At 64.4% G+C, this 22,551-nt stretch carries 21 protein-coding genes and 1 pseudogene; 19 read left to right on the forward strand and 3 right to left on the reverse strand.

Annotated features, from left to right (window positions below; genetic code table 11):
* Positions 1 to 266, reverse strand: a pseudogene (locus ODR01_RS19505) (transposase); the annotation flags it as partial.
* Between the two features lie 235 nt (positions 267 to 501).
* Here ODR01_RS19505 and ODR01_RS19510 point away from each other — a divergent pair.
* From ODR01_RS19510 to ODR01_RS19540, 7 genes are all read left to right on the forward strand, one after another.
* Positions 502 to 1,236 carry a nickel-dependent lactate racemase family protein gene (locus ODR01_RS19510; RefSeq protein ID WP_316979377.1) on the forward strand — a complete coding sequence of 245 codons (735 nt, stop codon included), beginning with the start codon at positions 502 to 504 and terminating at the stop codon, positions 1,234 to 1,236.
* Positions 1,160 to 1,786, forward strand: coding sequence for a hypothetical protein (locus tag ODR01_RS19515; protein ID WP_316979378.1), 627 nt, complete (start codon positions 1,160 to 1,162; stop codon positions 1,784 to 1,786). The genes ODR01_RS19510 and ODR01_RS19515 overlap by 77 nt, the downstream gene beginning before the upstream one ends.
* Before the next feature lie 253 nt (positions 1,787 to 2,039).
* Positions 2,040 to 2,942, forward strand: a complete 903-nt coding sequence (locus ODR01_RS19520) for a DUF6282 family protein (protein ID WP_316979379.1) — start codon at positions 2,040 to 2,042, stop codon at positions 2,940 to 2,942.
* Positions 2,943 to 2,950: 8 nt separating this feature from the next.
* The gene (locus ODR01_RS19525) at positions 2,951 to 4,198 is read left to right on the forward strand and encodes a TAXI family TRAP transporter solute-binding subunit (protein ID WP_316979380.1); all 1,248 of its coding nucleotides are present in this window, start codon (positions 2,951 to 2,953) and stop codon (positions 4,196 to 4,198) included.
* Complete coding sequence (locus ODR01_RS19530; RefSeq protein ID WP_316979381.1) at positions 4,186 to 6,180, forward strand: TRAP transporter permease; 1,995 nt, start codon at positions 4,186 to 4,188, stop codon at positions 6,178 to 6,180. The genes ODR01_RS19525 and ODR01_RS19530 overlap by 13 nt, the downstream gene beginning before the upstream one ends.
* 13 nt (positions 6,181 to 6,193) lie before the next feature.
* Positions 6,194 to 7,171 carry an NAD(P)-dependent oxidoreductase gene (locus tag ODR01_RS19535; RefSeq protein WP_316979382.1) on the forward strand — a complete coding sequence of 326 codons (978 nt, stop codon included), beginning with the start codon at positions 6,194 to 6,196 and terminating at the stop codon, positions 7,169 to 7,171.
* Between the two features lie 49 nt (positions 7,172 to 7,220).
* Positions 7,221 to 8,213, forward strand: a complete 993-nt coding sequence (locus ODR01_RS19540) for an NAD(P)H-quinone oxidoreductase (protein WP_316979383.1) — start codon at positions 7,221 to 7,223, stop codon at positions 8,211 to 8,213.
* Between the two features lie 30 nt (positions 8,214 to 8,243).
* Here ODR01_RS19540 and ODR01_RS19545 read toward each other — a convergent pair whose 3' ends face one another.
* A complete protein-coding gene (locus tag ODR01_RS19545) occupies positions 8,244 to 9,053 on the reverse strand; it encodes a DNA-binding transcriptional regulator (protein ID WP_316979384.1) in 810 nt (269 codons plus the stop codon).
* Between the two features lie 221 nt (positions 9,054 to 9,274).
* Here ODR01_RS19545 and ODR01_RS19550 point away from each other — a divergent pair, with 221 nt between their 5' ends.
* The 7 genes from ODR01_RS19550 to ODR01_RS19580 all read left to right on the forward strand — a co-directional run bounded on the left by ODR01_RS19550 (position 9,275) and on the right by ODR01_RS19580 (position 16,218).
* The gene (locus ODR01_RS19550; RefSeq protein WP_316979385.1) at positions 9,275 to 10,213 is read left to right on the forward strand and encodes a DUF6282 family protein; all 939 of its coding nucleotides are present in this window, start codon (positions 9,275 to 9,277) and stop codon (positions 10,211 to 10,213) included.
* 209 nt (positions 10,214 to 10,422) lie between these two features.
* A complete protein-coding gene (locus tag ODR01_RS19555; protein ID WP_316979386.1) occupies positions 10,423 to 11,181 on the forward strand; it encodes an HpcH/HpaI aldolase family protein in 759 nt (252 codons plus the stop codon).
* A 91-nt stretch (positions 11,182 to 11,272) separates the two neighbouring features.
* On the forward strand, positions 11,273 to 12,088 hold the full coding sequence (locus ODR01_RS19560; RefSeq protein WP_316979387.1) for a BKACE family enzyme: 816 nt from the start codon (positions 11,273 to 11,275) through the stop codon (positions 12,086 to 12,088).
* 77 nt (positions 12,089 to 12,165) lie between these two features.
* Entirely contained in the window at positions 12,166 to 13,011 is an 846-nt protein-coding gene (locus ODR01_RS19565) for a cupin domain-containing protein (RefSeq protein ID WP_316979388.1), read from the forward strand.
* Positions 13,012 to 13,210: 199 nt separating this feature from the next.
* Positions 13,211 to 14,206: a CoA transferase subunit A gene (locus ODR01_RS19570; protein ID WP_316979389.1), complete on the forward strand. Its 996-nt coding sequence runs from the start codon at positions 13,211 to 13,213 to the stop codon at positions 14,204 to 14,206.
* A 37-nt stretch (positions 14,207 to 14,243) separates the two neighbouring features.
* Positions 14,244 to 15,008: a CoA-transferase subunit beta gene (locus tag ODR01_RS19575; protein WP_316979390.1), complete on the forward strand. Its 765-nt coding sequence runs from the start codon at positions 14,244 to 14,246 to the stop codon at positions 15,006 to 15,008.
* 34 nt (positions 15,009 to 15,042) lie between these two features.
* Positions 15,043 to 16,218: an acetyl-CoA C-acetyltransferase gene (locus ODR01_RS19580; protein WP_316979391.1), complete on the forward strand. Its 1,176-nt coding sequence runs from the start codon at positions 15,043 to 15,045 to the stop codon at positions 16,216 to 16,218.
* Between the two features lie 462 nt (positions 16,219 to 16,680).
* On the opposite strand, the gene ODR01_RS19585 is transcribed toward ODR01_RS19580, so the two are convergent.
* Positions 16,681 to 17,382 carry a GntR family transcriptional regulator gene (locus ODR01_RS19585; RefSeq protein WP_316979392.1) on the reverse strand — a complete coding sequence of 234 codons (702 nt, stop codon included), beginning with the start codon at positions 17,380 to 17,382 and terminating at the stop codon, positions 16,681 to 16,683.
* Between the two features lie 380 nt (positions 17,383 to 17,762).
* On the opposite strand from ODR01_RS19585, the gene ODR01_RS19590 reads away from it, so the two are divergent.
* Genes ODR01_RS19590 through ODR01_RS19610 form a run of 5 tightly spaced genes read left to right on the forward strand, consistent with a single transcriptional unit; the run spans position 17,763 to position 22,519 of the window.
* Positions 17,763 to 18,731 (forward strand): Bug family tripartite tricarboxylate transporter substrate binding protein, encoded by a 969-nt coding sequence (locus tag ODR01_RS19590; RefSeq protein WP_316979393.1) that lies wholly within the window; start codon positions 17,763 to 17,765, stop codon positions 18,729 to 18,731.
* A gap of 54 nt (positions 18,732 to 18,785) precedes the next feature.
* Positions 18,786 to 19,277: a tripartite tricarboxylate transporter TctB family protein gene (locus tag ODR01_RS19595; protein ID WP_316979394.1), complete on the forward strand. Its 492-nt coding sequence runs from the start codon at positions 18,786 to 18,788 to the stop codon at positions 19,275 to 19,277.
* On the forward strand, positions 19,268 to 20,794 hold the full coding sequence (locus tag ODR01_RS19600; protein WP_316979395.1) for a tripartite tricarboxylate transporter permease: 1,527 nt from the start codon (positions 19,268 to 19,270) through the stop codon (positions 20,792 to 20,794). The genes ODR01_RS19595 and ODR01_RS19600 overlap by 10 nt, the downstream gene beginning before the upstream one ends.
* A 23-nt stretch (positions 20,795 to 20,817) precedes the next feature.
* Positions 20,818 to 21,798, forward strand: a complete 981-nt coding sequence (locus ODR01_RS19605) for a 2-hydroxyacid dehydrogenase (RefSeq protein WP_316979396.1) — start codon at positions 20,818 to 20,820, stop codon at positions 21,796 to 21,798.
* A gap of 34 nt (positions 21,799 to 21,832) precedes the next feature.
* Positions 21,833 to 22,519, forward strand: a complete 687-nt coding sequence (locus tag ODR01_RS19610; protein ID WP_316979397.1) for an RraA family protein — start codon at positions 21,833 to 21,835, stop codon at positions 22,517 to 22,519.
* The last annotated feature ends 32 nt before the right edge of the window (positions 22,520 to 22,551 follow it).

Genomic DNA, 22,551 nt, shown 5'->3' on the forward strand with positions numbered 1-22,551 from the left:
CCATTGTCCCGCCAGGCATAGAAATAGCGCTGAACCGTCGAAACCGGCGGAAACCGCTCAGGCAAGGCCCGCCACTGGCAGCCGGTTCAAGCGATATAGAGGAGCGCGTCCACCACCGCCCGGAGTTCTGTCGTCCGCGGTCGTCCCGTCGCCCTCGTCCCCGGCATGAACGGCTCGATCAACGCCCACTCCCCATCCGTCAACGCGTTTGCATCCCGCTGCCCGGCACGGCAATATTGCCGGCGGGTGGCCTCCATCCAACCCATGTTGTGACCTCGCTCAAGTCTTGACAACTCAAGCGAATCACAACGGGCGGGGCCACTCAACCTCTTCCCCGCCCAAGCCGGAGTTTCGGGTCAGGCTCTGACGCCGGCAAGGGCGCGCGATCCGAGCGGAGGTCGGACCGTTTCGCCCCGCGAAACGAGGGCGGTAGTGGTTTGGCGGACGGCGCCTGATTCCTCTACCCTTCCATCCCCACGGAAAGGGAATGAGGAAGCGGTCATGCGTCTGGATAAGGTTGGGGTGATTGTCCCGGGGCTCGAAGGCTTCGCTTTTCCCCGCATGGTGACGATCGAGCAGCATTTTCCCCGGGACGCTGTCGGCGACGTCGCCTCCGAACTGGCCGATCAACTGGCGGCGGCCCCGTTGCCGGATATCGCCGGAAAATCCATCGCCATTACCGCGGGCAGCCGGGGCATCCCGCATATCGTCGATGTCCTGGCCACGGCCGTCCGATTTCTGCGGGCGCGGGGGGCGGCTCCCTTCGTCATCCCGGCCATGGGCAGCCACGGCGGCGGGACCGCCGAGGGGCAGGCCGCGGTTCTCACCCATCAAGGCATCAGCGAATCCAGCATCGGGGCGCCGATCCGGGCCAGCATGGAGGTGATGCCGGCGGCCCGAATGGCCGACGGAACGCCCCTTTTCTGCGACAGGCTGGCCTTCCAGTCCGACGGCATCGTCGTCCTCAACAAGATCAAACCGCACTCCAGCTTCCGCGGCGAGTGGGAAAGCGGCCTGGTGAAGATGATCGTCATCGGCCTCGGCAAGCGCCAGGGCGCCGAAATGGTCCACGGCCACAGCATCCTCGAGTTTTCCCGCGTCATTCCCGAGGCCGGACGGAGCCCTCCTCGCCGCGACGCCGATCCTGTGCGGCGTCGGCGTGGTCGAGAACGCCTACGGCGATCTGGCGCGCGTCGACGTCGTCATGCCCGATGCGATCTTTCCGCGCGAGCGTGAGCTCCTGCGCCACGCCAAGGAGATCATGGGGCGGCTATTGCTTTCGGAAATCGACGTCCTGGTGGTCGACGAGATTGGTAAGAACTTCTCCGGGACCGGCATGGACCCGAACGTCACCGGGCGGACCACTTCGCATCACCCCGGCTTCGACACGATCGCAGTGAAGACGATCGTCGTGCGCGGGATCGCCCCCGCATCCAGAGGCAACGCGAACGGCATCGGCGCCGCCGACTTCACGACGCTGCGCTGCGTCAACGCCATCGATTTCCCATCGACCTATACTAACGCGATCACGTCGCGCGTTAGCGACAGCGCGCGCCTGCCGATGATCCTGAACAACGATCGCGAGGCGGTGGCCCTGGCCATTAGGGGCAGTTTCCCCGCCGGGACCGATCGTGCGCGCGTGGTGCGGATCGCCAATACCAAGGCGATCCACACCGTGCGGGTCTCCGAGGCATTCCTGCCGGAAATCGCGGGGCGCGCGGAGTTCTCGATCCACGGGGAGACGACGCCGATGGCCTTCGATTCCGACGGCCATTTCATCGACTGACATCGATCCGCAGAGATCCATGATCCGAGGCGGCATCCCGCCCGATCGGACGCCGCCTGGTGACTTGGCGGGTGCCGCATGAAACTTTCGATTTTCGCGCATTCCGCTCGGTGCGGTAGAGCGCCGGCAAGGCGGAGGAGGGATGACGTGTCGGTGTCCCGCATTTCGTCAGGCGAAATGGCCCGATTGCGTATTTCCCCCCGAAGCCGGGGGCGCGTAGCCTTTTTCGCAGCTGACAAGGAGAAAGATATCAATGAATAAAATCGATCAGCTCCTCCGTGGCGCGGTGGACATGCATTGCCATTCCGGTCCGGGGATCTTCAAGCGGCTGCTTGACCACGCCGAGGCCGCGAAGGAAGCGGCCTCGGTCGGGATGAGCGGGCTGGTCCTGAAGGACCAGCATTCGATGACGGCGGTCGCCGCCACGCTCATTAACAGGCACGTCCTGCCGGAAGGCAGCCCGCTGACCGTCTTCGGCAGCTTGGTGCTGAACAACGCCACCGGGGGCATCACCCCCTTCACCGTCGAGGCTGCCCTAAAGTACGGCGCCAGGATCATCTGGATGCCGACGTTCTCGGCCAAGAAGCACAAGGAATATCATGACTGGATGGCGTCCCAGAACATCGCCAACACCAGTCCCAAGGCGTCGATCAAGTTGCTGCCGGAGCCCCTTCTTACCGTCACCGACGACCTGGGCCGGCTGCTGCCGCAGATCACGACAATCTGCGAACTGATCGCCGAGGCCGATGCCGTTCTCGGGCTGGGTCACATCTCGCGGCCGGAGTTCGACGCGGTGATCGTCGAGGCCAAGCGGTGCGGGGTCAAGCGCATCCTGCTGCCGCATCCCGAACACATCCATCTTCTCTCGATCGACGAGATGAAGGCCTATGCCGCCCAGGGAGTAGTCCTGGAGCACAGCTATACGCTGGTCTACTCGAAGAAGCTGACCCATGACTACCTGTTCGAGATGATCCGCGGCGTCGGCGCCGAATCGACCTGTATCGGCTCCGACATGGGTCAGCCGGGCCGGCCGTCGCCGGTTCAGGGATTCCGCGAATTCATTGCCGCCATGCTGGAGAGGGGACTGTCGGAGGAGGAAATCCGTCAGGTGATTGGCGGAACGGCCCGCCGCTTTCTGGGCATGGATGATCACTAGGAAACGGAATGATCGCTGACAGACGACCTGACGAAATTCACACCGGAACTCGCAACAAAAGCAAAAACAGAGTTCAATGGAACCGGGAAGGAAAACCAATGACAAAGGGATTTATGCAATTTTCGCTGGCCGCCGCGGGAAGTGTGGCTGTCCTGTCAGCGTCGCTGACGTTCGCCGCCGACGTCAAGCTTCCGGACACCCTCACGTGGACCGCTTACGATCTCGGCAGTTCGGGCTATAACCAGTCGGTCGCCATCGGCAAGGCGGTCATGGATGCCTACGGCACGACATTGCGCGTGGTGCCGGCCAAGAACGATGTTTCGCGGCTGGCGCCGGTACGCCGCGGGCAGGTTCAGTTCGCCAATTCCGGTTCCGACGTCTTCTACGCGGTCGAGGGCGTCTTCGGCTACGCCGATCCCGATTGGGGTCCGCAGCCGCTACGCATGGTCAGCAGCGCCGGGTCCGACAACTGCTTGGCCATGGGAACGGCGGCCGACGCCAATATTCGCACGCCGGCCGATCTCAAGGGTAAGAGGGTGGCCTGGGTACGCGGCGCGCCGTCGCTGCAGACCAACGTGACCGCCTTCATGGCTTTTGGCGGGGTGACCTGGAACGATGTCGAAAAGGTCGAGATGCCGGGTTTCGGCCCGGCATGGCAGGCCCTGATGAACGGCCAAGTCGACGCCATGTCGGCTTTTACGACGGGCGGAATCGTTGAGCAGGCGGCGGCTTCGCCGCGCGGACTTTTCTGGCTGCCGCTGCCGTTCGACGACAAGGCGGGGTGGGATCGCCTGAACAAGGTGGCGCCCCATTTCAACAAGACCAAGGCAATCCAGGGGGCGGCAGGGGTCTCCAAGGAACATCCGCTTCCTTGCGCGGGATTCCCTTACCCGATCCTGGTGGCCTATCCGGACCAGAAGGCTGATCTCGTCTACAATATGACGAAGGCGATCAGCGCCCAGGTCCCCAATTTTGCCAAGGCCGAGCCCACCGCCGGCGGGTGGGCCGACGACCATCAGACCATGGAGTGGGTCCTGCCGTTTCATGAAGGAGCCATCAAGTTCTGGCAGGAAAAAGGGCGCTGGAACGCCGAGGCGCAAGCCCGGACCGATACGCTGCTGAAACGTCAGCAGATTCTGGCCGACGCCTGGGCGGACCTGAAGAAGAAGGGTGATGCCGCCGTGAAGGCCGAGTGGATGAAGGTGCGGGCTGCGGCTCTGACCAAAGCGGGGATGGAGCCGGTATGGACCGAGTAAACGAAAAGGCGGAGGCGGATGGAACCCGCCTCCGCTCCCTCTCGAACGGCTGGCGTGCGCTCTTTCGCATCGCCACCGTTGGGGTGGTTCTCCTGGCCGTGAACCAGGCGTTTAATTTCAATTTCTTCGTCGGCTATGCCCTGATCGAGACGCGCTATCTGTACGCGCTTTTGGGCTTCATCCTGCCCATGATCTTCCTGTTCTATCCCCATCGGGAAGGGGCACGACGGGACCAGATCCCTTGGTTTGATTTCGTGCTCGCTGCGGCATCCGTGGCCGCCGTCGTTTACTTCATCATCCATGCCGTGACCATCCTTGATCTTGGCTGGGAGATGGGCGCTCCAATGGACGCGACCATCATTGGAGCCGTCCTTTGGCTGCTGGTCATCGAGGCGGCGCGGCGTTCGGGCGGGTTCTCCCTGGCTGTCATTGTCGCAGTGTTTTCGCTTTATCCGGTCTATGCGGGACAGTTGCCGGGGCCGATTGCCGGTTTTTCTTCCGGGATTGATGTCACCGCCGCTTACCACGCGATGAGCGGAGAAAGTATTCTGGGCATTCCGCTCAACACGTTCGGACAACTGGTGATCGGCTTCCTCATTTTCGGCGCGGCGCTGCAGCATACGGGGGCGGGCAAGTTCTTCCTCAATTTCGCCTTCGCCATTCTGGGCCAGGTTCGCGGCGGTCCGGCCAAGGTGGCCATCTTCGCCAGCGGCCTGATGGGCTCGATGAGCGGTAGCGTGATCACCAACGTGATCACCACCGGAACGATGACGATCCCCGCCATGCGGCGCATCGGCCTGACGCCGGCCTTCGCCGGTGGGGTGGAAACCTGCGCGTCGACGGGCGGCGTCCTGATGCCGCCGGTGATGGGGACGACCGCCTTCATCATGGCCAACTTCCTGGGGGTTCCGTATGCGGACGTGGCGATTGCCGCGGTTCTCCCGTCGCTGCTCTTCTATTACGGACTGTTCGTGCAGATCGACACGCGGGCGGCCCGCGAAGGAATCAAGGGCCTGCCCAGGGCGGAATTGCCGTCGCTGAAGCAGACCCTGAGGGAGGGGTGGTACTATCTGTTTGCCTTCGCCCTTCTCATCTTCATGCTTCTCGTCCTCAAAAGAGAGGTTCTAGCACCCTACTATACGACACCATTGCTGCTTCTGATCAACCAGATCGTTCCGACGGATACGCGCTGGAAGTGGCGGAACCTGCTGCGGTTCATCGACGCCCTGGGGCAAATGTTCACCGAACTGGTCGCCATCCTGGCGGGGGTTGGGCTCATCATCGGCGCCCTGTCGGTGACCGGCCTCGCGGGAACCCTGGTCAACGATCTGTTGTCGATTGCCGGCGGTTCTCCATTCCTGCTCCTGGTGATGGGAGCGGTGGCCAGCTTCATCCTGGGCGTCGGCATGACATGTACTGCCGCCTATGTGTTTTTGGCGATTCTGCTCGTCCCCGCGTTGACCCAGGTTGGCATCAACCCGATGGCCTCGCACCTGTTTATCCTGTACTGGGGAATGCTTTCCTTCATCACGCCGCCGGTCGCCCTGGGAGCCTTCGCCGCCGCCTCGATCGCCAAGGCGCATCCGATGCGCACTGGATTCGAGGCCATGCGGTTGGGCAGCATCATCTACTTCATCCCGTTCTTCTTCGTCTTCGATCCGGCCTTCATCCTGCAGGGAGCGTGGTCGGACATGCTCGTTGTGTTCGGGTTTGCCCTGCTGGGAACCTTCTTCCTGGCCGGCGGGCTGCAAGGCTACGTCCAGGGCGTGGGGAATATCTTCATGGGCCGCCGCTACGAATGGCCCGCCCGCGTTGCGATCATGGCCGGGGGAATCGCCCTGGCGTCGCCAGGCCATGGGGCGTTCCCATGGACCAAGGTCGAGATGGTGATCTTCGCCTGCATCCTTCTCGTTCCCGTGTTGGGGCTGGCGTCGCTGGCCAATCGCCGAGGCAAGGCCATGCCCGAGGGCAGGCTTGCCTGACCGAAGCATGGAAATGTCCGAGAGAGGGGACGCGCAGGTTGTCTTCCTGGGAACGATGGGCCTTCCGGAGGGTGAAATCCGGGACCTGGCCGCCGGTATCCTGGGGACTGGCTTTTCCCTGCGCTTCCCCGCCTTGGTATCCGTCGAACCCGAGGCGATCATCGCCCAGGCCCACGATGCCGACGCGATCATCATGTCCAACCTGCCTTTCCCCGGTTCGGTCGTCCGGGGGTGTCCCCGTCTGCGGCTACTGAGTCTGGCGTTCACCGGGACCGATCGGATCGACTTGGCCGCCTGTCAGGCGGCGGGGGTCGCGGTCTGCAACACGCCCGACTATTCGACCACGGCGGTAGCAGAGTTCACCTTGGGGCTTCTCCTGGCCGTCCTCCGGCACCTCCCCGAGGCCTTGGTCGCGGCCCGTAACGGCCGTACCTGGGAGGGGTTGGCCGGCGGCGAACTGGCTGGACGCACGGTGGGCCTCGTCGGAACCGGGCACATCGGACTGCACATGGCCCGGCTGCTGAAAGGGTTCGGCTGTTCCCTCCTCGGCTATGCCCGGCGTCCGTCCGAGGAAGGAGAGTCCCTCGGCATCTTCTATACGGGGCTTGACGATCTGCTGGTCCGCAGCGACGTGGTTTCGCTGCACCTGCCGTTGACCGACCAGACGAGCCATCTCATCGACCAATGGCGGCTCGCCCTGATGAAGCCCTCGGCCATTCTGGTCAACACCGCCCGCGGCGGGCTGGTCGACAACGGGGCGCTGGCGGACGCCCTGCGCGAGGGGCGTCTCGCCGGGGCGGGTTTGGACACCGTGGACGTCCGGCCGCCATTGCCCCGCAACCACCCCCTCCTGGCCATCCCGAATGCCCTGGTGACGCCGCACATGGCCTTCGCCACCCGCGAGGCCTTCGCCCGGCGTAGCCGTATCGCCCTTGAAAACGTCGCGGCTTGGCGGCGGGGCCAACTCCAGAATGTGGTCGCCCAGCCCTGAACGGGGAGGGGCTGTCACGCACCATTATGAGCACGAGGAAAGCCCGTACATGGAAACCATGAAAGCAGTTATCGCCCGCGCGCCGGGCGGCCCGGAGGTCCTGGAAATCGTCGATTGCCCGATCCCGTCGATCGGCCCGTCCGATGTGCTGGTCCGAACCCGGGCGATCGGCGTGAACCGGCCCGACATCCGTCAGCGTCAGGGGCTCTATCCGCCGCCGCCGGGCGTGACCGATATCCTCGGCCTCGACCTGGCGGGAACGGTGGCTGCGGTGGGCGTCGGCGTCACCCGATGGAAGGTCGGCGATTTGGTCTGCGCCCTGGTCGCCGGCGGCGCCTATGCCGAGTACTGTGCCGTTCCCGAGCCGCAATGCCTGCCGATTCCGATCGGCCTGGGCATGGAGGAGGCGGCGTCATTGCCTGAGGTGTTCTTCACGGCCTGGACCAACGTCTTCGATCGGGGGCGGCTTGGGGACAGCGAGGTCCTGCTGGTGCAGGGCGGTACCAGTGGTGTCGGGCTGGCGGCGATCCAGATGGCCAAGGTTCTGCGCAACGCAGTCGTTGCGGCCACCGTGAGCAGCGACGAAAAGGCAGCCTTCTGCCGCGACTATGGCGCCGACCACGTGTTCGACTACAGGACGGAGGACTGGCGTTCCGGCCTGCGGGCGGCGACCGGTGGGGCCGACGTCATCCTCGACGCGCAGGCCGGGGATTATTTGCAGGATGAGCTGAGTCTTCTGCGTGTCGAGGGTCGGCTCGTCCTGATCGCCACGCATCGCGGCAAGAAGGTCGAGGTCGACGTCGATGACCTGTTCCGCCGCCGCCTGACGTTGACGGGGTCCACCCTGCGCCCGCGCACGCCCGAGCAGAAGGGCCTGATCGCCCGCTCCCTCGAAACCTGCGTGTGGCCGAAGCTGGCCTCCCGGGAGATCCGGACCTTCGTCCAGTCGGTGTTCGATTTCGCGGACGTCGGAAAGGCGCACAACGTTCTCGACGCGAACCGGCAGATCGGCAAGATCGTTCTCCGCATGCCGGACGCCTGAACTGCGAGGCGTCCTCGGGACGATTTGGGTTTAGGCTTCGGACCCGGAATCGTCGATGTTCGAAGCCGCGTGCAGCATCCTTATCGATTCCTCGATGCCTCTTGCCGCGGACTGGAGCGGTTCGAGGAAGATTTCGATGGCCTTGGCGCGCGGGACCGCCGATCTGAAGAACGTCATGCAGATGGTGGCGAGAACTCGCTGCTTCCAGAAGATGGGCACGGCGATCGTCCCCGAAGACTGGGGATGAACGGTCGTGTCGCGTTCGGCGAAACCCTGTTGGCGGACGGTGCGGATCATCATGCTCAGTTGGCGCGGATTCCTGGCCGGCGCATCCTCGGGATCGTCGGATTGAGCCAGGATGTCGATCAGCAACTCCCTTTCGGCGCCCGGGCAGAACGCCAGATAGGCCCGCCCCAGGGCCCGTGAAACCAGGCTGAGGCGCATGTTGATGGTGGCATGGAACGGCGAAATCGGGCTCTCGGCGACCGTGCTGAAACGGACCTTGACGGCATCCCGGTCGAGCACCGCGACGCCGACCGGCCAGAGGAAGCGCTGGGTCAACTGGACGGCCCAGGCCCGCGCCGCCTCCACCGCGATGACGTCGCCGTGGAATCCGGCGCTCAGCGAAGAGACCAGGGACGTCACCTGATATCCGCCATGATGCGGATCATTCGAGACGAATCCGGCATCGACCAAGGTCTCCAGAAGACGCACGATGGTGGGCTTGGGCAGCCCGGTGACCTCGTAGATCTGGTGAACCGTCATGACCGGCCGGCGGTTGAGTTCCTGCAGGAGCATCAACGCCCGCGTGACGGCGCGGACCGGAGGATAAGACGGCATGGACGGGGTGCCCGATCAGCTATGGCATCGGATTGAACAGAATTCGCGCTCTGACGGCAACCGGTAAATGCTCCAGGTGTGGCCGGGCGGCCGGAGGCCACGCTTCAGCGTTTCGCAAGGCGGAATGCTTTTAAGACTGATTTGCGATCGATGTACGGCCGGACCTACGCTTCCCCTCGTCGTTGAAGAGACAGGCAATTGACGAAAGGAAGGAAGCAGCCATGGCTGATACGGCTTCGACGTTGACGGAATCCCCGGTCGAGATTACGGACGCGCTCATCGACGCGTTGCTGGTCGGGGCGATCGATCTCCATTGCCACAGCGGGCCGTCGGTCATGCCGCGCCGCATCGATCATATCGCGGCGATGGAAGAGGCTGCCGCGAACCGCCTGAAGGCAGTGCTTTTCAAGGATCATTACTATTCGGTGACTCCTGTCGCCGAACTGCTCAAAGCCCATTATGCCCACCTCGACATTATGCTGCTGTCCGGAGTCCCCCTCAACAACACCTCGGGCGGCCTCAATCCCTATGCGGTCGACCATGGGCTCAAGTTGGGCGCGCGGGTGGTCTGGATGCCGACCTTCTCGGCGGCCAATCACATCCGGCACGGACATCGGCACGTTCTGCTGCCGACCAAGGAGGCCATGCTGCCGCCGACGGCTCTCAGCGTGGTCGACGAGAAGGGCAGGCTGAAGGACGAGGTGAAGGAAATCCTCGATGTGATCGCCGCCCACGATGCCGTCCTGTCGGCCGGTCATTTGCACATCAGCGAGATCTGGCCGTTGTTCGACGAGGCCACGCGTCGGGGCGTCAAGCGATTACTGGTCAACCATCCGTCGTTCGTGATCGATGCCAGTCTGTCGGACATGGCCGAACTCGCCAGGATGGGGGCGTTTCTCGAACATTCAGTCTGCATGTTCGTCGAGGGGAGCCGCTTCAAGAAGTTTAGTCCAGAGCAGTTGCGAGGTCTGATCGATGCCGCCGGGGTCGACCGGACGATCCTCGGTTCCGACCTCGGCCAAGTCAGCAATCCGACGCCAGTCGAGGGGTTCCGGCTGGTCATCCGCCTCTGTCTCGAGATGGGCTACGCGCCGGCCGACGTCCGTCGGATGATCGGCCTCAATGCCTGCCGCCTGATGGGACTCGATCCCGCTTCGTAACCCACGCCTCCCCTCTCCCAATTCCTGGCCCCGCATCCAATCGACGGTAGGGTCATTTTCCGAACCGCTCTCCGCATTTCGTCTGACGAAATGCGGAGACGGAGCGTTTGCCAGCACTTTTGACGTCTGGCTACGATTTACCTGCGCCCCCGGGAAGAGGGCGCGTCGGCCTTTTTCTCCAGAACAATCAAAATAAAAGGAATTCGATCATGTCCGAACCGTCCCTGCGCCAGCGGCTTCTGAGCCACGAGTTTCTCCTCGGCCTTTTCGTCAAGACGCCGGCTCATGAGGTGATCGAGGTCCTGGCCCTGTCGGGCATCGATTTCGTTTGCCTCGACTCCGAACATGCGGCGTTCGACCGGGCTCGCCTGGATCTCTGCCTCGCCATGGCCAAGGCGATCGGCCTGCCCAGTCTGGTCCGGGTCTCCCATGCCGCAGCCGCCCCCATTCTGCAGGCTCTCGATGCCGGTGCGGCCGGCGTGGTCGTTCCCCACGTCGATTCCGTGGAAAAGGCACATCAGGTGGCCCGCTGGGCCCATTACGGGATCGGCGGGCGGGGTTACGCCGGGACCACCCGCATGGGCGGCTTCGGCACGCGGCCGCGCACCGAGGTCCTGGATTTCAATCGGACCCAAAATATCGTCATCGCGCAGATTGAGGATCCCTCCGGGGTCGACGCTGTCGACGAGATCGCCGCGGTCGACGGCATCGACGCACTGTTCATCGGCAAGGCGGACCTTACCGTCGGTTACGGCGCGGCCGACCAGAACGCCGAGGTGGTCGAGCAGGCCTACGACAAGATCGTCGCCGCCGGCCGCAAGGCCGGAAAGCCGGTGGCCGGGGTCATCGGTGGCGTCAAGGCCGCAGCCAGCGTGCGCGAACGCGGCATTTCCATGGGGTTCGTCGGCACCGATCACAGTCTGATCCTCAACGGCGCCAAGGCGATCGCCGCCCTCAAGCAATCCTGACGGTCCCTCACCGTACGGGGGGGAGGGCGGTGGCCCTTCCTTCCCGGTCTCCGGCGAGGATCGACCGAGAAAACAAGACCAAGAGGAAACGATGGAAAAACTGATCATCACGGTGGCGCCGGTCGGGTCCGTGCCGCGCAAGAAAGACACGCCCCACATCCCCATCACCACCCAGGAAATCATCGACGACGCCTTGCGTTGCGAGGACGCGGGGGCCGCGCTGGTCCACATCCACGTGCGGGATGCCGAGGAACGCTCGAGCGACGATCCCAAGCTTTTTGCCGAGGTCGTCGAGACGCTTCGGGAACGCAGTCGGCTGATCATCCAGATCTCCACCGGCGGGCGGGCCGGCACCAACCTGGACAGCCGTGCGCAGCGGCTCGACTGCAAGCCGGAAATGGCCTCGTTGACGACCGGAACGGTGAACTTCCCCGATTTCGTGTTCATGAATCCGCTCGACGTCATCGAAGGACTCGCCGCAAAGATGCAGCGACTCGCCGTCAAGCCGGAGATGGAGATCTTCGACGTCGCGATGATCCAGAACGCGATCAACCTGTACAACAAGGGCCTCGTCGCCGGTCCCATGCACTTCGATTTCGTGATGGGCATTCCCGGCGCTATCCCGGCCAGCGTCGACCACATGGTGCACATGCTGCGCTGTCTGCCGCCCGGCAGCACCTGGACGGCCTCGGGCATCGGACGGGCGCAGCTTCCGGTCAACACCCACGCCATCCTCATGGGCGGCCACGTTCGCGTCGGTCTGGAGGACAACATCTACTACCGCAAGGGGGTACTCGCCACCAACGCGCAGTTGGTCGAACGCATGGTCAAGTTCGCCACCGAATTCGGGCGCGAAGTGGCGACACCCGACGAGGCTCGGGTGATGCTGGGCCTGCCTTCGAGATAGGGCTGCGGTTTCGGCAATCCGCCCCGGAGGCGGGGCGGCGACAAGATTGAACGATGGAAAAGGAGTTGGGAAAGTTCATGTCGGACAACAATGAATTGGTGCGGCAACGCAGCGTCGTCGAGTTTGACCAAGCGAAGCCGGAGCGACGCCAATCGACCGATCACTGGTACGCGCGCGGCCAGAATTTCGTCGTCGAGTGGGTCGACGGCCGGAGCGACGGGGCGACCTTCCAGGTCACGACCGCCGAGGAGGCCTTTCTTCTGCTGCCGTCCGCCGGTGCGACGGTGAAGGGGGCCGCCGGCGCCGTCACGGCAGGCTCGCGGACCGTGTGCATCCTGCCGCCCGGTGAGTTCCAGGTGATACTGGACAAGGCCGAGCCCTGCGCCTGCCTCTATTCCGATCCGGCGAAGCTGACCATGCCGGGCATCATCAACGCGAGCGCCTACAATCCGCCGGACCCGCGCGTCGCCCCGGTCACCCCGAAGTTCAAACGGGTCGACCGCAGCACGACGGTGAAGGTCATCGAGATCGACAAGATCACGACCCAGGGCAAGAACTCGGCGATGAAGGTGCTCCAGAACGCGACCATGAGCATGAGTTGGGTGAATCGCGAAGGACCGCGCGACCGGACCAGCCTAAGCCCTCACGTTCATCAGGACTTCGAGCAGGGCTCGCTGGCCATCTTCGGCCGGTTCATCCACCACCTGCGCGTCGATTGGGGCAAGAACGCCGATCTGTGGCGGGAGGATGAGCACGTCCAGGTTCCCGACCGCTCGCTCCTGGTGGTGCCGCCCGGATTGATCCATACGACCCAGGGAAATGGAGAGGGCGCCCACCTGCTGATCGACATCTTCTCACCGGCCCGCGTCGACTTCATCGCCAAGGGCTTCGTCGCCAATGCGGCGGATTACGTGGCCGAGTAATCGCATGTGACAAGGTCGGGCGGCGGCGAGGGAACGCTGACGTCCGACCGCCGAGCGGACAGGCGCGGATCAACAGCGCCGGGGGGCTTCGGCAAAGGGTCGTGTGGATCAATCGCCCAACGTCGGCGGCCCGCGCCGAAGCGCCCTAATCCAAAAAGACAACTGCGTGATCAAGGCGCGATCAAGGAAGGAAAATCCAATGAGTGTGCTTGCGGAGGGTTGCGGACCTTTGTTTCAGGTTCCGGACCCGGACGGGCTTCGGGCGTTCTTCGCTGCTAAGGACCGCTCGATGATCGACAAGCGGGTGACCGCGAAGGAGGCCGTGGAACGCTTCATCCCGGATGGATGCTATCTCGCGGTCGGTGGCTTCGGAACCAACCGCATCCCAACCGAGGTGCTGCACGAGATCCTGCGGGCCCGGCGCAGGGACCTGGGGTTTCTGGGCCATACGGCGACCCATGATTTCGAACTGCTGTGCGCCGGCGACTGCCTGGACCGGGTGGACGCGGCCTACATCGTCGGACTGGAGGCGCGCGGCCTGTCGACGGTGGCGCGACGCCTAATGCAGTCGGGGCGCGTTCAGGTCTGCGAGTGGACGAATTATGCGTTGTCGGTGCGCTTGCGCGCGGCGGCCGACGGGGTGCCGTTCGGCGTGCTCCGCAGCATGTTGGGAACCGACACCTTCGGTCGGTCGGCCGCCAAGACGATGGCCTGTCCGTTCACCGGCCAGAAGGTTGCTGCGGTGCCGGCCTGTTCGCCGGACGTGGCGGTGATCCACGTGCACGAGGCCGACGCCTACGGCAATGCCCGCATCCGCGGCATCACGGTGGCCGACAGCGAACTGGTGCGGGCGGCCAAGCGGGTGATCGTGACGACCGAGCGCCTGGTTGAGACGGCGAGCATTCGCGAACAGCCCGAGGCGACCTTCATTCCCTTCTATCTGGTCGATGCGGTGGTGCTGTCGCCCTACGGCAGTTATCCGGGCAACATGCCCTACGAATATTTCTCGGACGAGGACCATCTGGCGGCCTGGCTCAAGGCCGAGAAGGACCCCGCCGCGTTCGCGGCGTTCATGGACAAGCACATCTACGGCGTCTCCGACTTCCGGGAATACCTGGAGCTGTGCGGCGGTGCGGCGCGGCTGGCCGCGTTGCGGGCAGAGGAGCGGATGGAGATCGGCGGCGGGGCTGCGTGACCCACCGGCCTCGATCGGGGAATTCGGAGGAAGAGAGATGTCCTACAACAAGATGGAAATGATGATCTGCGCCGCCGCCCGGCTGCTCGAGGACGGCCGGATCGCGGCGATGGGAACCGGAGCGCCGTGCGCGGCGGCGATGCTGGCGCAGAAGACGCACGCGCCGAACTTGACCCTGTTCTTCGAGGCCGGCGGCATCGCGCCGCTGTTGCCCAGCATGCCGATCTCGGTGGGCGATTCGCGAACTTTCCACCGGGCGATCATGGCGAGCAGCATGGCCGAGATGATGAGCACCGGCAGTCGGGGCTTGATCGACTACGCCTTTCTCGGCGGCGCGCAGATCGACCGGTACGGGAACTTGAATTCGACCATCGTCGGCAACTACGAAAAGCCCAAGGTGCGGTTTCCCGGCAGCGGCGGGGCCAACGATTTCGCGTCGTTCTGCTGGCGGACGATCATCATCACGGTTCACGAGAAGTCGCGCTTCGTCGAGACCGTCGACTTCATCACCTCGCCTGGCTACCTGACGGGGCCGGGCGCGCGCGAGGCGGCGGGGCTGCCGGCGGGGGCGGGCCCCTACAAGATCGTTACCGATCTGGCGGTGATGGGCTTCGATCCCGACACCAAGGTGATGCGGATCGAGAGCCTGCATCCAGGCGTCGATGTCCAGACGGTTCGCGACAACACCGGGTTTGAGTTGCCGGTGGTGGCCGATGTCGCGGAAACACCGGCGCCGTCCGCGGAAGAATTGCGGCGGCTGCGCGACGAGGTGGATCCGCGTCGCCTGATCATCGGGCGCTAGGCCCGCCTCTCCCTCGAAGAAAGGACAAGAAGGCATGACGGATGTGGTGATCGTCGGCGCGGCGCGGACGGCGGTAGGCGGATTCAACGGCGGGTTGGCGGCTCTGGCGGCGCATGAACTGGGGGCCCTGGCGATTCGCGAGGCCTTGCGGCGGGCGGGCATCGGCCCAGCGGCGGTATCCGAGGTCGTGCTGGGCCAGGTGCTGACCGGAAGCGCTGGCATGAATCCGGCCCGCCAGGCGGCGCTGGCGGCGGGAATTCCGCAGGAACGTACGGCTTTCTGCATCAACCAGGTGTGCGGCTCGGGCCTGCGCGCCGTGGCCTTGGGGACGCAAGCGATCCGGGTTGGCGACGCCGAGGTGGTGGTCGCCGGCGGTCAGGAAAGCATGAGCCGGGCACCCCATGCGGCGCATCTGCGGGCCGCCACCAAGATGGGGGATGCGGCGATGGTCGACACCATGATCCGCGACGGCCTGTGGGATGTCTTCAATGACGTCCACATGGGCATCACCGCCGAGAACGTCGCCCGCCAGTGGGGGATCACGCGTCAGGAGCAGGATGCCTTCGCCGCGGCCTCTCAGCAGAAGGCCGAGGCCGCCCAGAAGGCGGGACGTTTCGTCGATGAGATCGTGCCGGTGACGGTCAAGGGTCGCAAGGGCGACACCGTGATCAATACCGACGAGCATCCGCGGCCGGACACCACGGTCGAGACCCTGGCCGGCCTGCGGCCGGCCTTCGCCAAGGATGGGACGGTGACGGCCGGCAACGCCTCAGGGGTCAACGACGGGGCGGCGGCAGTGGTTCTGATGGAGCGGGCGGCGGCGGAACGCCGAGGCCTCAGGCCGTTGGCCCGCATCGCGTCCTGGGCGGTGGCCGGGGTCGACCCGGCGATCATGGGGACCGGCCCCATTCCGGCCAGCCGGGAAGCCCTCCGCAAGGCCGGCTGGTCCGTCGACGAACTCGATCTTATCGAGGCCAACGAGGCTTTCGCCGCCCAGGCCATCGCCGTCAACCGCGACATGGGCTGGGATGCCGGCAAGGTCAACGTCAACGGCGGCGCCATCGCCCTCGGCCATCCCATCGGCGCCTCGGGCGCCCGCATCCTGGTGACCCTGCTCTACGAGATGGCGCGCCGTGACGCCAAGAAAGGCCTGGCGACCCTTTGCATCGGCGGCGGCATGGGCATCGCCCTTTGCGTCGATCGTGATTGAGGGAGTACGTGGTCTAGCGATCCGAGCGAAACGGGGGGCTTAGTGGGCCGCGGGGGCGACATCTTTTCGATTCCACGCCAACCGCGACGGCCCCCAACCCCTGTCGAGCTAGCCTCAAGACCGACCCAAAACCGAAATCCCCATAGACCACAGCCCGGGGCCCGCGGGTTCGTTCCTCGGGGACTTTCGTACGCCTCGCGGCGCCCGAAACTCTTCACGGAAGCGGAAGGGCGGCTTTAGGCACGGAACATGGCAAAGCGGACGCGGGCGCCGGGCACGACTTCGGCAGTGGCTGACCCATCACGGAATATTTGACGTATGGTCAAATGTAAGCATGGGATCGGCCGGATAAATCCGACTCTTTGATACCTATCCAATTTATATTCGTAGAATCCAAACACCAGTTCTCGCCAGCGATATTGGCGCAGTAGCGAGCCGTGGATGCCAATTCCATCGAAGTTCTTAGAAACTCTGGGACTCGGCGAGTTCCAGGGTGACGCGGCGGGCGCGCTCGATAAGTCCGTCAAAGGCGGCGTCGGCGCGTTCGAGGTCGCCGTCGGCGATAGCGCGCATCAGCACGTAGTGGGTGTGCGACGCCTCGACGATCTCGCGCTCAAAGTCCTGGCGGAACAGGATGGTGCCGGCGCGCCGTGAAAGCGAATGCAGGGGCTCCAGCGTCTTGGCTGCGAAGGGCTGCTGCGCGCAGTTGGCGATGAAGTCGTGGAAGGCGTCGTCGAGACGGGTGAATGCCAGGACGTCTTTGTCTTCGGCCGCCTTTTCCATTTCGTCGGCCATGCGGGCCAGCCGCTTGCGCTCGATAAGCGTGGCGAGCCGGGTGGCGCGCTCGACGACGATGCGCTCGACCACGGCGCGGAGATCGAGAGCCAGGAGGTCCCGTTCGAAATCGAGCGGCAAGATCATGATGCCCTGGCGCGGAATGACGCTGAGAAGCTGGTCGTGCTCGAGGCGAAGTAGCGCGTCGCGGACGGGGGTACGCCCCAGCCCGACTATGATGGCCAGATCCTTTTCGGTATAGATCTCGCCGGGCGCTAGTTCGAGCATCACGATCTTTTCCTCGAGCGCCTTATAGGCCTTGCCGGCTAGGCTGGTGACGTCGCCCCGCCAAATCGATCGTTTCACCGGCATCTGATCCAAATTGTTCATGAAATCCCGAAATCCGAGGGCCCGGGGAGGGAGTGCGGGCGCCGGGAAACCCCGAAACTCCGCCCCTCCGGTGCGTGCGTGCGCAACCGCATCTTCAATATATCTCAATATATTTTTCGCGGTGGGTTGTCCATGCGTTTGTCCGTCCGGCGTGGATGCGACGCCGAATCTCGGCGGCCGGAAAATTGATTCTTGATCGTCGAATTATATTAAGATATATCAAGAGATATCATCATGCTTTCCGCCAGCGCAAATGAATCGGCTTGGCTGGTTTCGAACAAGCGGCCCCGCCTCCCTCCAGGCGGCAGGGCGAACGGATAGGCAAGAAACGGGGTAAACTTTCCGATCTGTCGATCATTTATCAACAAATGGAGGTGGAGATGCGAAAGACAAAATTGCTGGCAACCGTCGTGACCACTGTGGCGACGGTCGTCTGCGGCAGTTTCGGGGCCCAGGCCGCGTGGCCGGACCGGCCGGTGACCATCATCGTACCCGCTGGCGCCGGCGGCGGCACCGACGCCACCGGGCGCCTGCTGGCGGCGCAACTGAAGGACATCTTCGGGCAGAATTTCAACGTCGTGAACCAGGGGCAGGGCGGTGGTGTTATCGGCATCACCAGCATCGTCCAGGCTGCACCCGACGGATACACCATCGGCGTCCTTTACAACTATGCGCACTACAAGGAGTTGGGGCAGGCCGACTTCGAGGTTTCGAGCTTCACGCCGATCGCCCAGTACAACTTCGACCCCGCCGGCTTCCAGGTGAAGGCGGACTCGCCATTCAAGAACATCACCCAGGCGCTCGACGCGATCAAGGCCGACCCCGCGAAGTACAACATCGCGTGCGGCGGCGGGTGCGGCGGCTCGTGGCCGCTGGCTGTCGCGACACTGATGTATGACTGGGGCGTCGACCTCGGCAAGGTCAACATGATCCCCGGCAAGGGGGCCGCGGCCGCCATCCAGGAACTGGCCGCCGGTGGCGTCGACGTGGTTCCGTGCTCGATTCCCGAGGCCGGGCCGCTGATCCAGGCCGGCAAGGTGCTGAGCCTTGCGGTGTTCGGCGACAAGCGCCTGGACGCCTTCCCGGATATCCCGACCCTGCAGGAGGAAACCGGCAAGGCGCTCTCCCTGGGTGCTTGGCGTGGCGTGGTCGGACCAGCCGGCTTGCCGCAGGATATCGCCGACAAGCTCGGGGCTGCGGTCAAGAAGATCTACGACAGCAAGCAGTTCCAGGATGCCATGACGTCGCGCGGTTTCGGCCTCAAGTGGCGTGACAGCAAGGACTTCAAGGCGTTCATGGTCAACGAGACGACGAACGTGAAGGTGGTCATCAAGGCCCTCGGCCTTTAACCTGGACAAGGACGTTTGCGTTCCCCGCGCTGGTGACAGAGGGACGAAGAAACCATGAAATTCAACGACGCGGTCCTCGGCTTGGCCATCTTGGTGTTCGGAGCGGTCATCATCTATTTCTCCTCCGAATTCCACGCACTTAGGCACATCAGCTATGGACCCAGTTTCTTTCCGACGATCATTGGCGCGGGACTCGTCTTTTGCGGCGTCCTGCTTTTGGGGCGCCGCGTCCTTGCCGGCGGATTGCGTGGCCCGTGGATCGAGCTCGGCGACTGGAGTCGGTCGCCGCGCCACATCGTCAACATGATCCTGATACCCGCTTCCGTGATCTTCTACATCCTGGCGTCCAATTCTCTCGGCTTTTTCCTTTCGATGATCGTCGTGCTGAGCGTCCAGATCGGGTGGTTCACGCGCCGGCCGGCGCGCGGCGTCCTCATTGCCGTCTTCGTGACCCTGCTGTTGCAGGAGTTCTTCCAGGGATTCATGTCGGTGCCGCTTCCGTGGGGCGTGCTCGAACCGTTCGCGGGGGCTCTGACATGGATGTGATGCTCCACGCGGCCGAGCTCCTGCTCGACAAGACCGTCATCATCACCATGATCCTGACGGCGATCTTCGGGCTGGTCGTCGGGTCGATCCCCGGGCTGACGGCTTCGATGGCGGTCGCTCTTCTGATCCCGCTGACCTTTTTCATGGACCCGGTTCCGGCGTTGGCCGGGATCGTCAGCGTCGCGGCGATGGCCATCTTCGCCGGCGATCTGCCGGGCGCCCTGTTGCGCATTCCGGGCACGCCGGCCTCGGCCGCCTATGCGGACGAAGCCTACGCCATGACCCGCAAGGGGCAGGCGGAGCTGGCCCTGGGGATGGGGCTGATCTGCTCGGCCATTGGCGGCCTGTTCGGAGCCACGGTCCTCATCTTCGGCGCCCCTGCGCTGGCGGAGATCGCCCTCGAATTCAGCACCTACGAATATTTCTGGCTGGCCTGCCTCGGCCTGACCGCGGCCGTCGTCGTCGCCCGCGGCGATCTCGTCAAGGGCATGGCCTCGCTGCTGTTCGGCCTGATCCTGGCGACCATCGGGTTGGATCCGGTCTCGGGCCTTATGCGGTTTACCTTCGATATCGAGACGCTGGCCGGCGGGCTCGGATTCATCCCCGTCCTCATCGGCCTGTTCGCCGTGTCCGAGGTCCTGCGGGTGGTCAGCCGCACGACCACCGAGAGCACCGTCGGCAGCAAGCAGTTGGGGAACGTGTTTCACGGGCTCGGCCGCGAGATCTGGCGCCTCAAGGCGGGAATCGCCCGTGGCTGCACCCTGGGCACCATCATCGGCGCCATTCCCGGGGCCGGCGCCGACATTGCCGCGTATGTCTCGTACGCGGTGGCCAAAAAGTTCTCGAAAAGGCCCGAGAAATTCGGAACCGGCATCATCGACGGCATCGCGTCGGCGACGGCGGCCAACAACGCCTCGATCGGCGGCGCCTTCGTGCCGGCGACGGTGTTCGGCATACCCGGCGATTCGCTGACCGCCATCGTCATCGGTGTCCTGTTCATGAAGGGGCTGACGCCAGGACCGACGGTCTTCCTTCAGAAGCCGGAACTGATCTACGCCGTATTCCTGTCGTTCTTCGTGGCCAACATCATGATGGTCCCGTTCGGCTTCTTCGCCATCAAGGCGTTCAAGCAGATCCTGAGAGTTCCGCAGACCGTCTTGATGCCCGTAATTTTGGCGTTTTGCGTGGTCGGCTCGTTCGCCGTCGAGAACGCAGTGTTCGCGGTGACGGTGATGCTGATCCTCGGCTTCATCGGCTATCTCATGGAGGAGAACGGCTTTCCGCTCCCCCCGGCTATCCTCGGCCTGGTGCTCGGCCCCATGCTGGAAGAGAAGTTCCTAACTTCCATGCTCAAGTCCAGGGGCGACTTGATGGCGTTCTTCGAACGGCCGGTGGCCGGAGTCCTGGGCGTCGTGACGATCGCGATCTGGATGTCGCCGGTGGTGGTGGCCGTCATTCGCCGGGTGGTCGCTGCCCGCCGCAGGGCGACGACCCAGTCTGACAACACGGCCGCCTAGGCGAGCCGATCGGAGTGACCGCAATGAAGGTAATCCTCTACGGTGCCCCCGTCGTACCTTTCGCCGGCGAGCTACCGCCGCGATTGACCACCGATTGGGAAATCGTCAACGTCGACGACCGGACCCCGCGCGATGCGGCGACGGCGGCCTTCGCCGATGCCGACGCCGTGATCACGGTCGATTATGGTCGCGAGTTTCCGCCGGCCCCGAAGATGAAGATGGTCCATGTTCCGGGTGCCGGGTGCGACGGAATCCTCACCGACGCCCTACCGGCCGGCGCGGCCTTGTGCAACGTCCATCGTCACGAGGAGGGGGTCGCCGAGTTCGCCATCCTGGCCATGCTGCAATGCTGCGTGCGCTATATCGCGGCGTGCCAGTCGTTCCGCAATGGAAGCTGGGAGCGCAGCAGCCGCTTCGGCGCGCCGCCCCACGCCGAGTTGAGCAGTAAGACCGTGGGCATCGTCGGCCTCGGGCGTATCGGCCGGATGGTGGCCAAGCGGTGCAAGGCGTTCGGAACGCGGGTTGTCGCGGCCGAATACTTCGACATCGCCAAGCCCGACGAGGTCGACGAGCTTTACCGGTTCGGCGAGGTCGCCAAGGTGGCGGCCCAAAGCGATTTCCTGGTCGTCTGTTGCGCCCTGACCGACGAGACCCGGGGCATGATCGACGCCGCCGTGTTCGACGCCATGCCGTCGAGCGGCGTGCTGATCAACATCGCACGCGGTCCCCTGGTCGACGAGGACGCCCTTTACGAGGCGCTGAGCACCGGCAAGATCGCCGCGGCGGCCATCGACGTCTGGTACCAGTACCCGGACACCCTGAACGCCGGTGTCCGGCCGTCGAAATACCCCTTTCAGGACATGGCCAACGTCTACATGACCCCGCACATCGCCGGATGGACCCAGGAAACCGTGCGACGTCGGTGGGACTTCATCGCCGGGAACCTCGACCGCGTGGCGCGCGGCGAGGAACCGGAAAACATCGTCTTCAGAAAGCCGCTTTAACCGGACCCGTTGTCCGGGATCCGAGGAGAACCCCATGAGCGTGTCGGTGACCTGCTGCGACGACGTCGATCTCTTCGCCCTGATGCGGCGCGAGCTGTATTCGGCCGTCATCGGCGACGTGATGGACAAGCTGGGGCTCTTCCATCAATTCCTGCCGCCGCGGATCGGGCCGGTGCGCGGCGACATGATCCTGGCCGGCCGCGCGATGCCGATCGTCGAGGTCGATGTCGACCCCGAGGCCGCGAGCGACGACGACAAGCCTTTCGGGGTGATGCTGGAGGCGCTCGACGACCTGCGGCCCGGCGAGATCTACGTCGCGGCGGGGGCCAGCCCGGACTATGCCCTGTGGGGCGAGCTGATGGCGACCCGGGCCAAGCATCTGGGTGCCGCCGGGGCGCTCGTCGATGGTTACGCGCGCGACATTTCGGGTATCCTGGTCATCGATTTTCCAACCTTCGCTATCGGCGCCTACGCCCAGGACCAGGGGCCGCGCGGCAAGGTCGTCGATTTCCGCGTTCCGGTCGAGATTGGTGGGATTCGCATCGAACCCGGAACCCTGCTGTTCGGCGACAGTGAGGGTGTCGTCGCCGTTCCGGCGGCGGCCGAAGCGGAGGTCATCGCCCGGGCCATCGAGAAGGCGCGCGGCGAACGCCTCGTCAAGAAGGCGATCGAGGACGGCATGGGCGCCGTCGAGGCGTTCGCGAAATTCGGCATCATGTAAGGCGCGGCCGCAGGGCCGACCGTCCGACGATA

This window comes from Shumkonia mesophila (assembly GCF_026163695.1).
GTDB classification, from domain to species: Bacteria; Pseudomonadota; Alphaproteobacteria; order Rhodospirillales; family Shumkoniaceae; genus Shumkonia; species Shumkonia mesophila.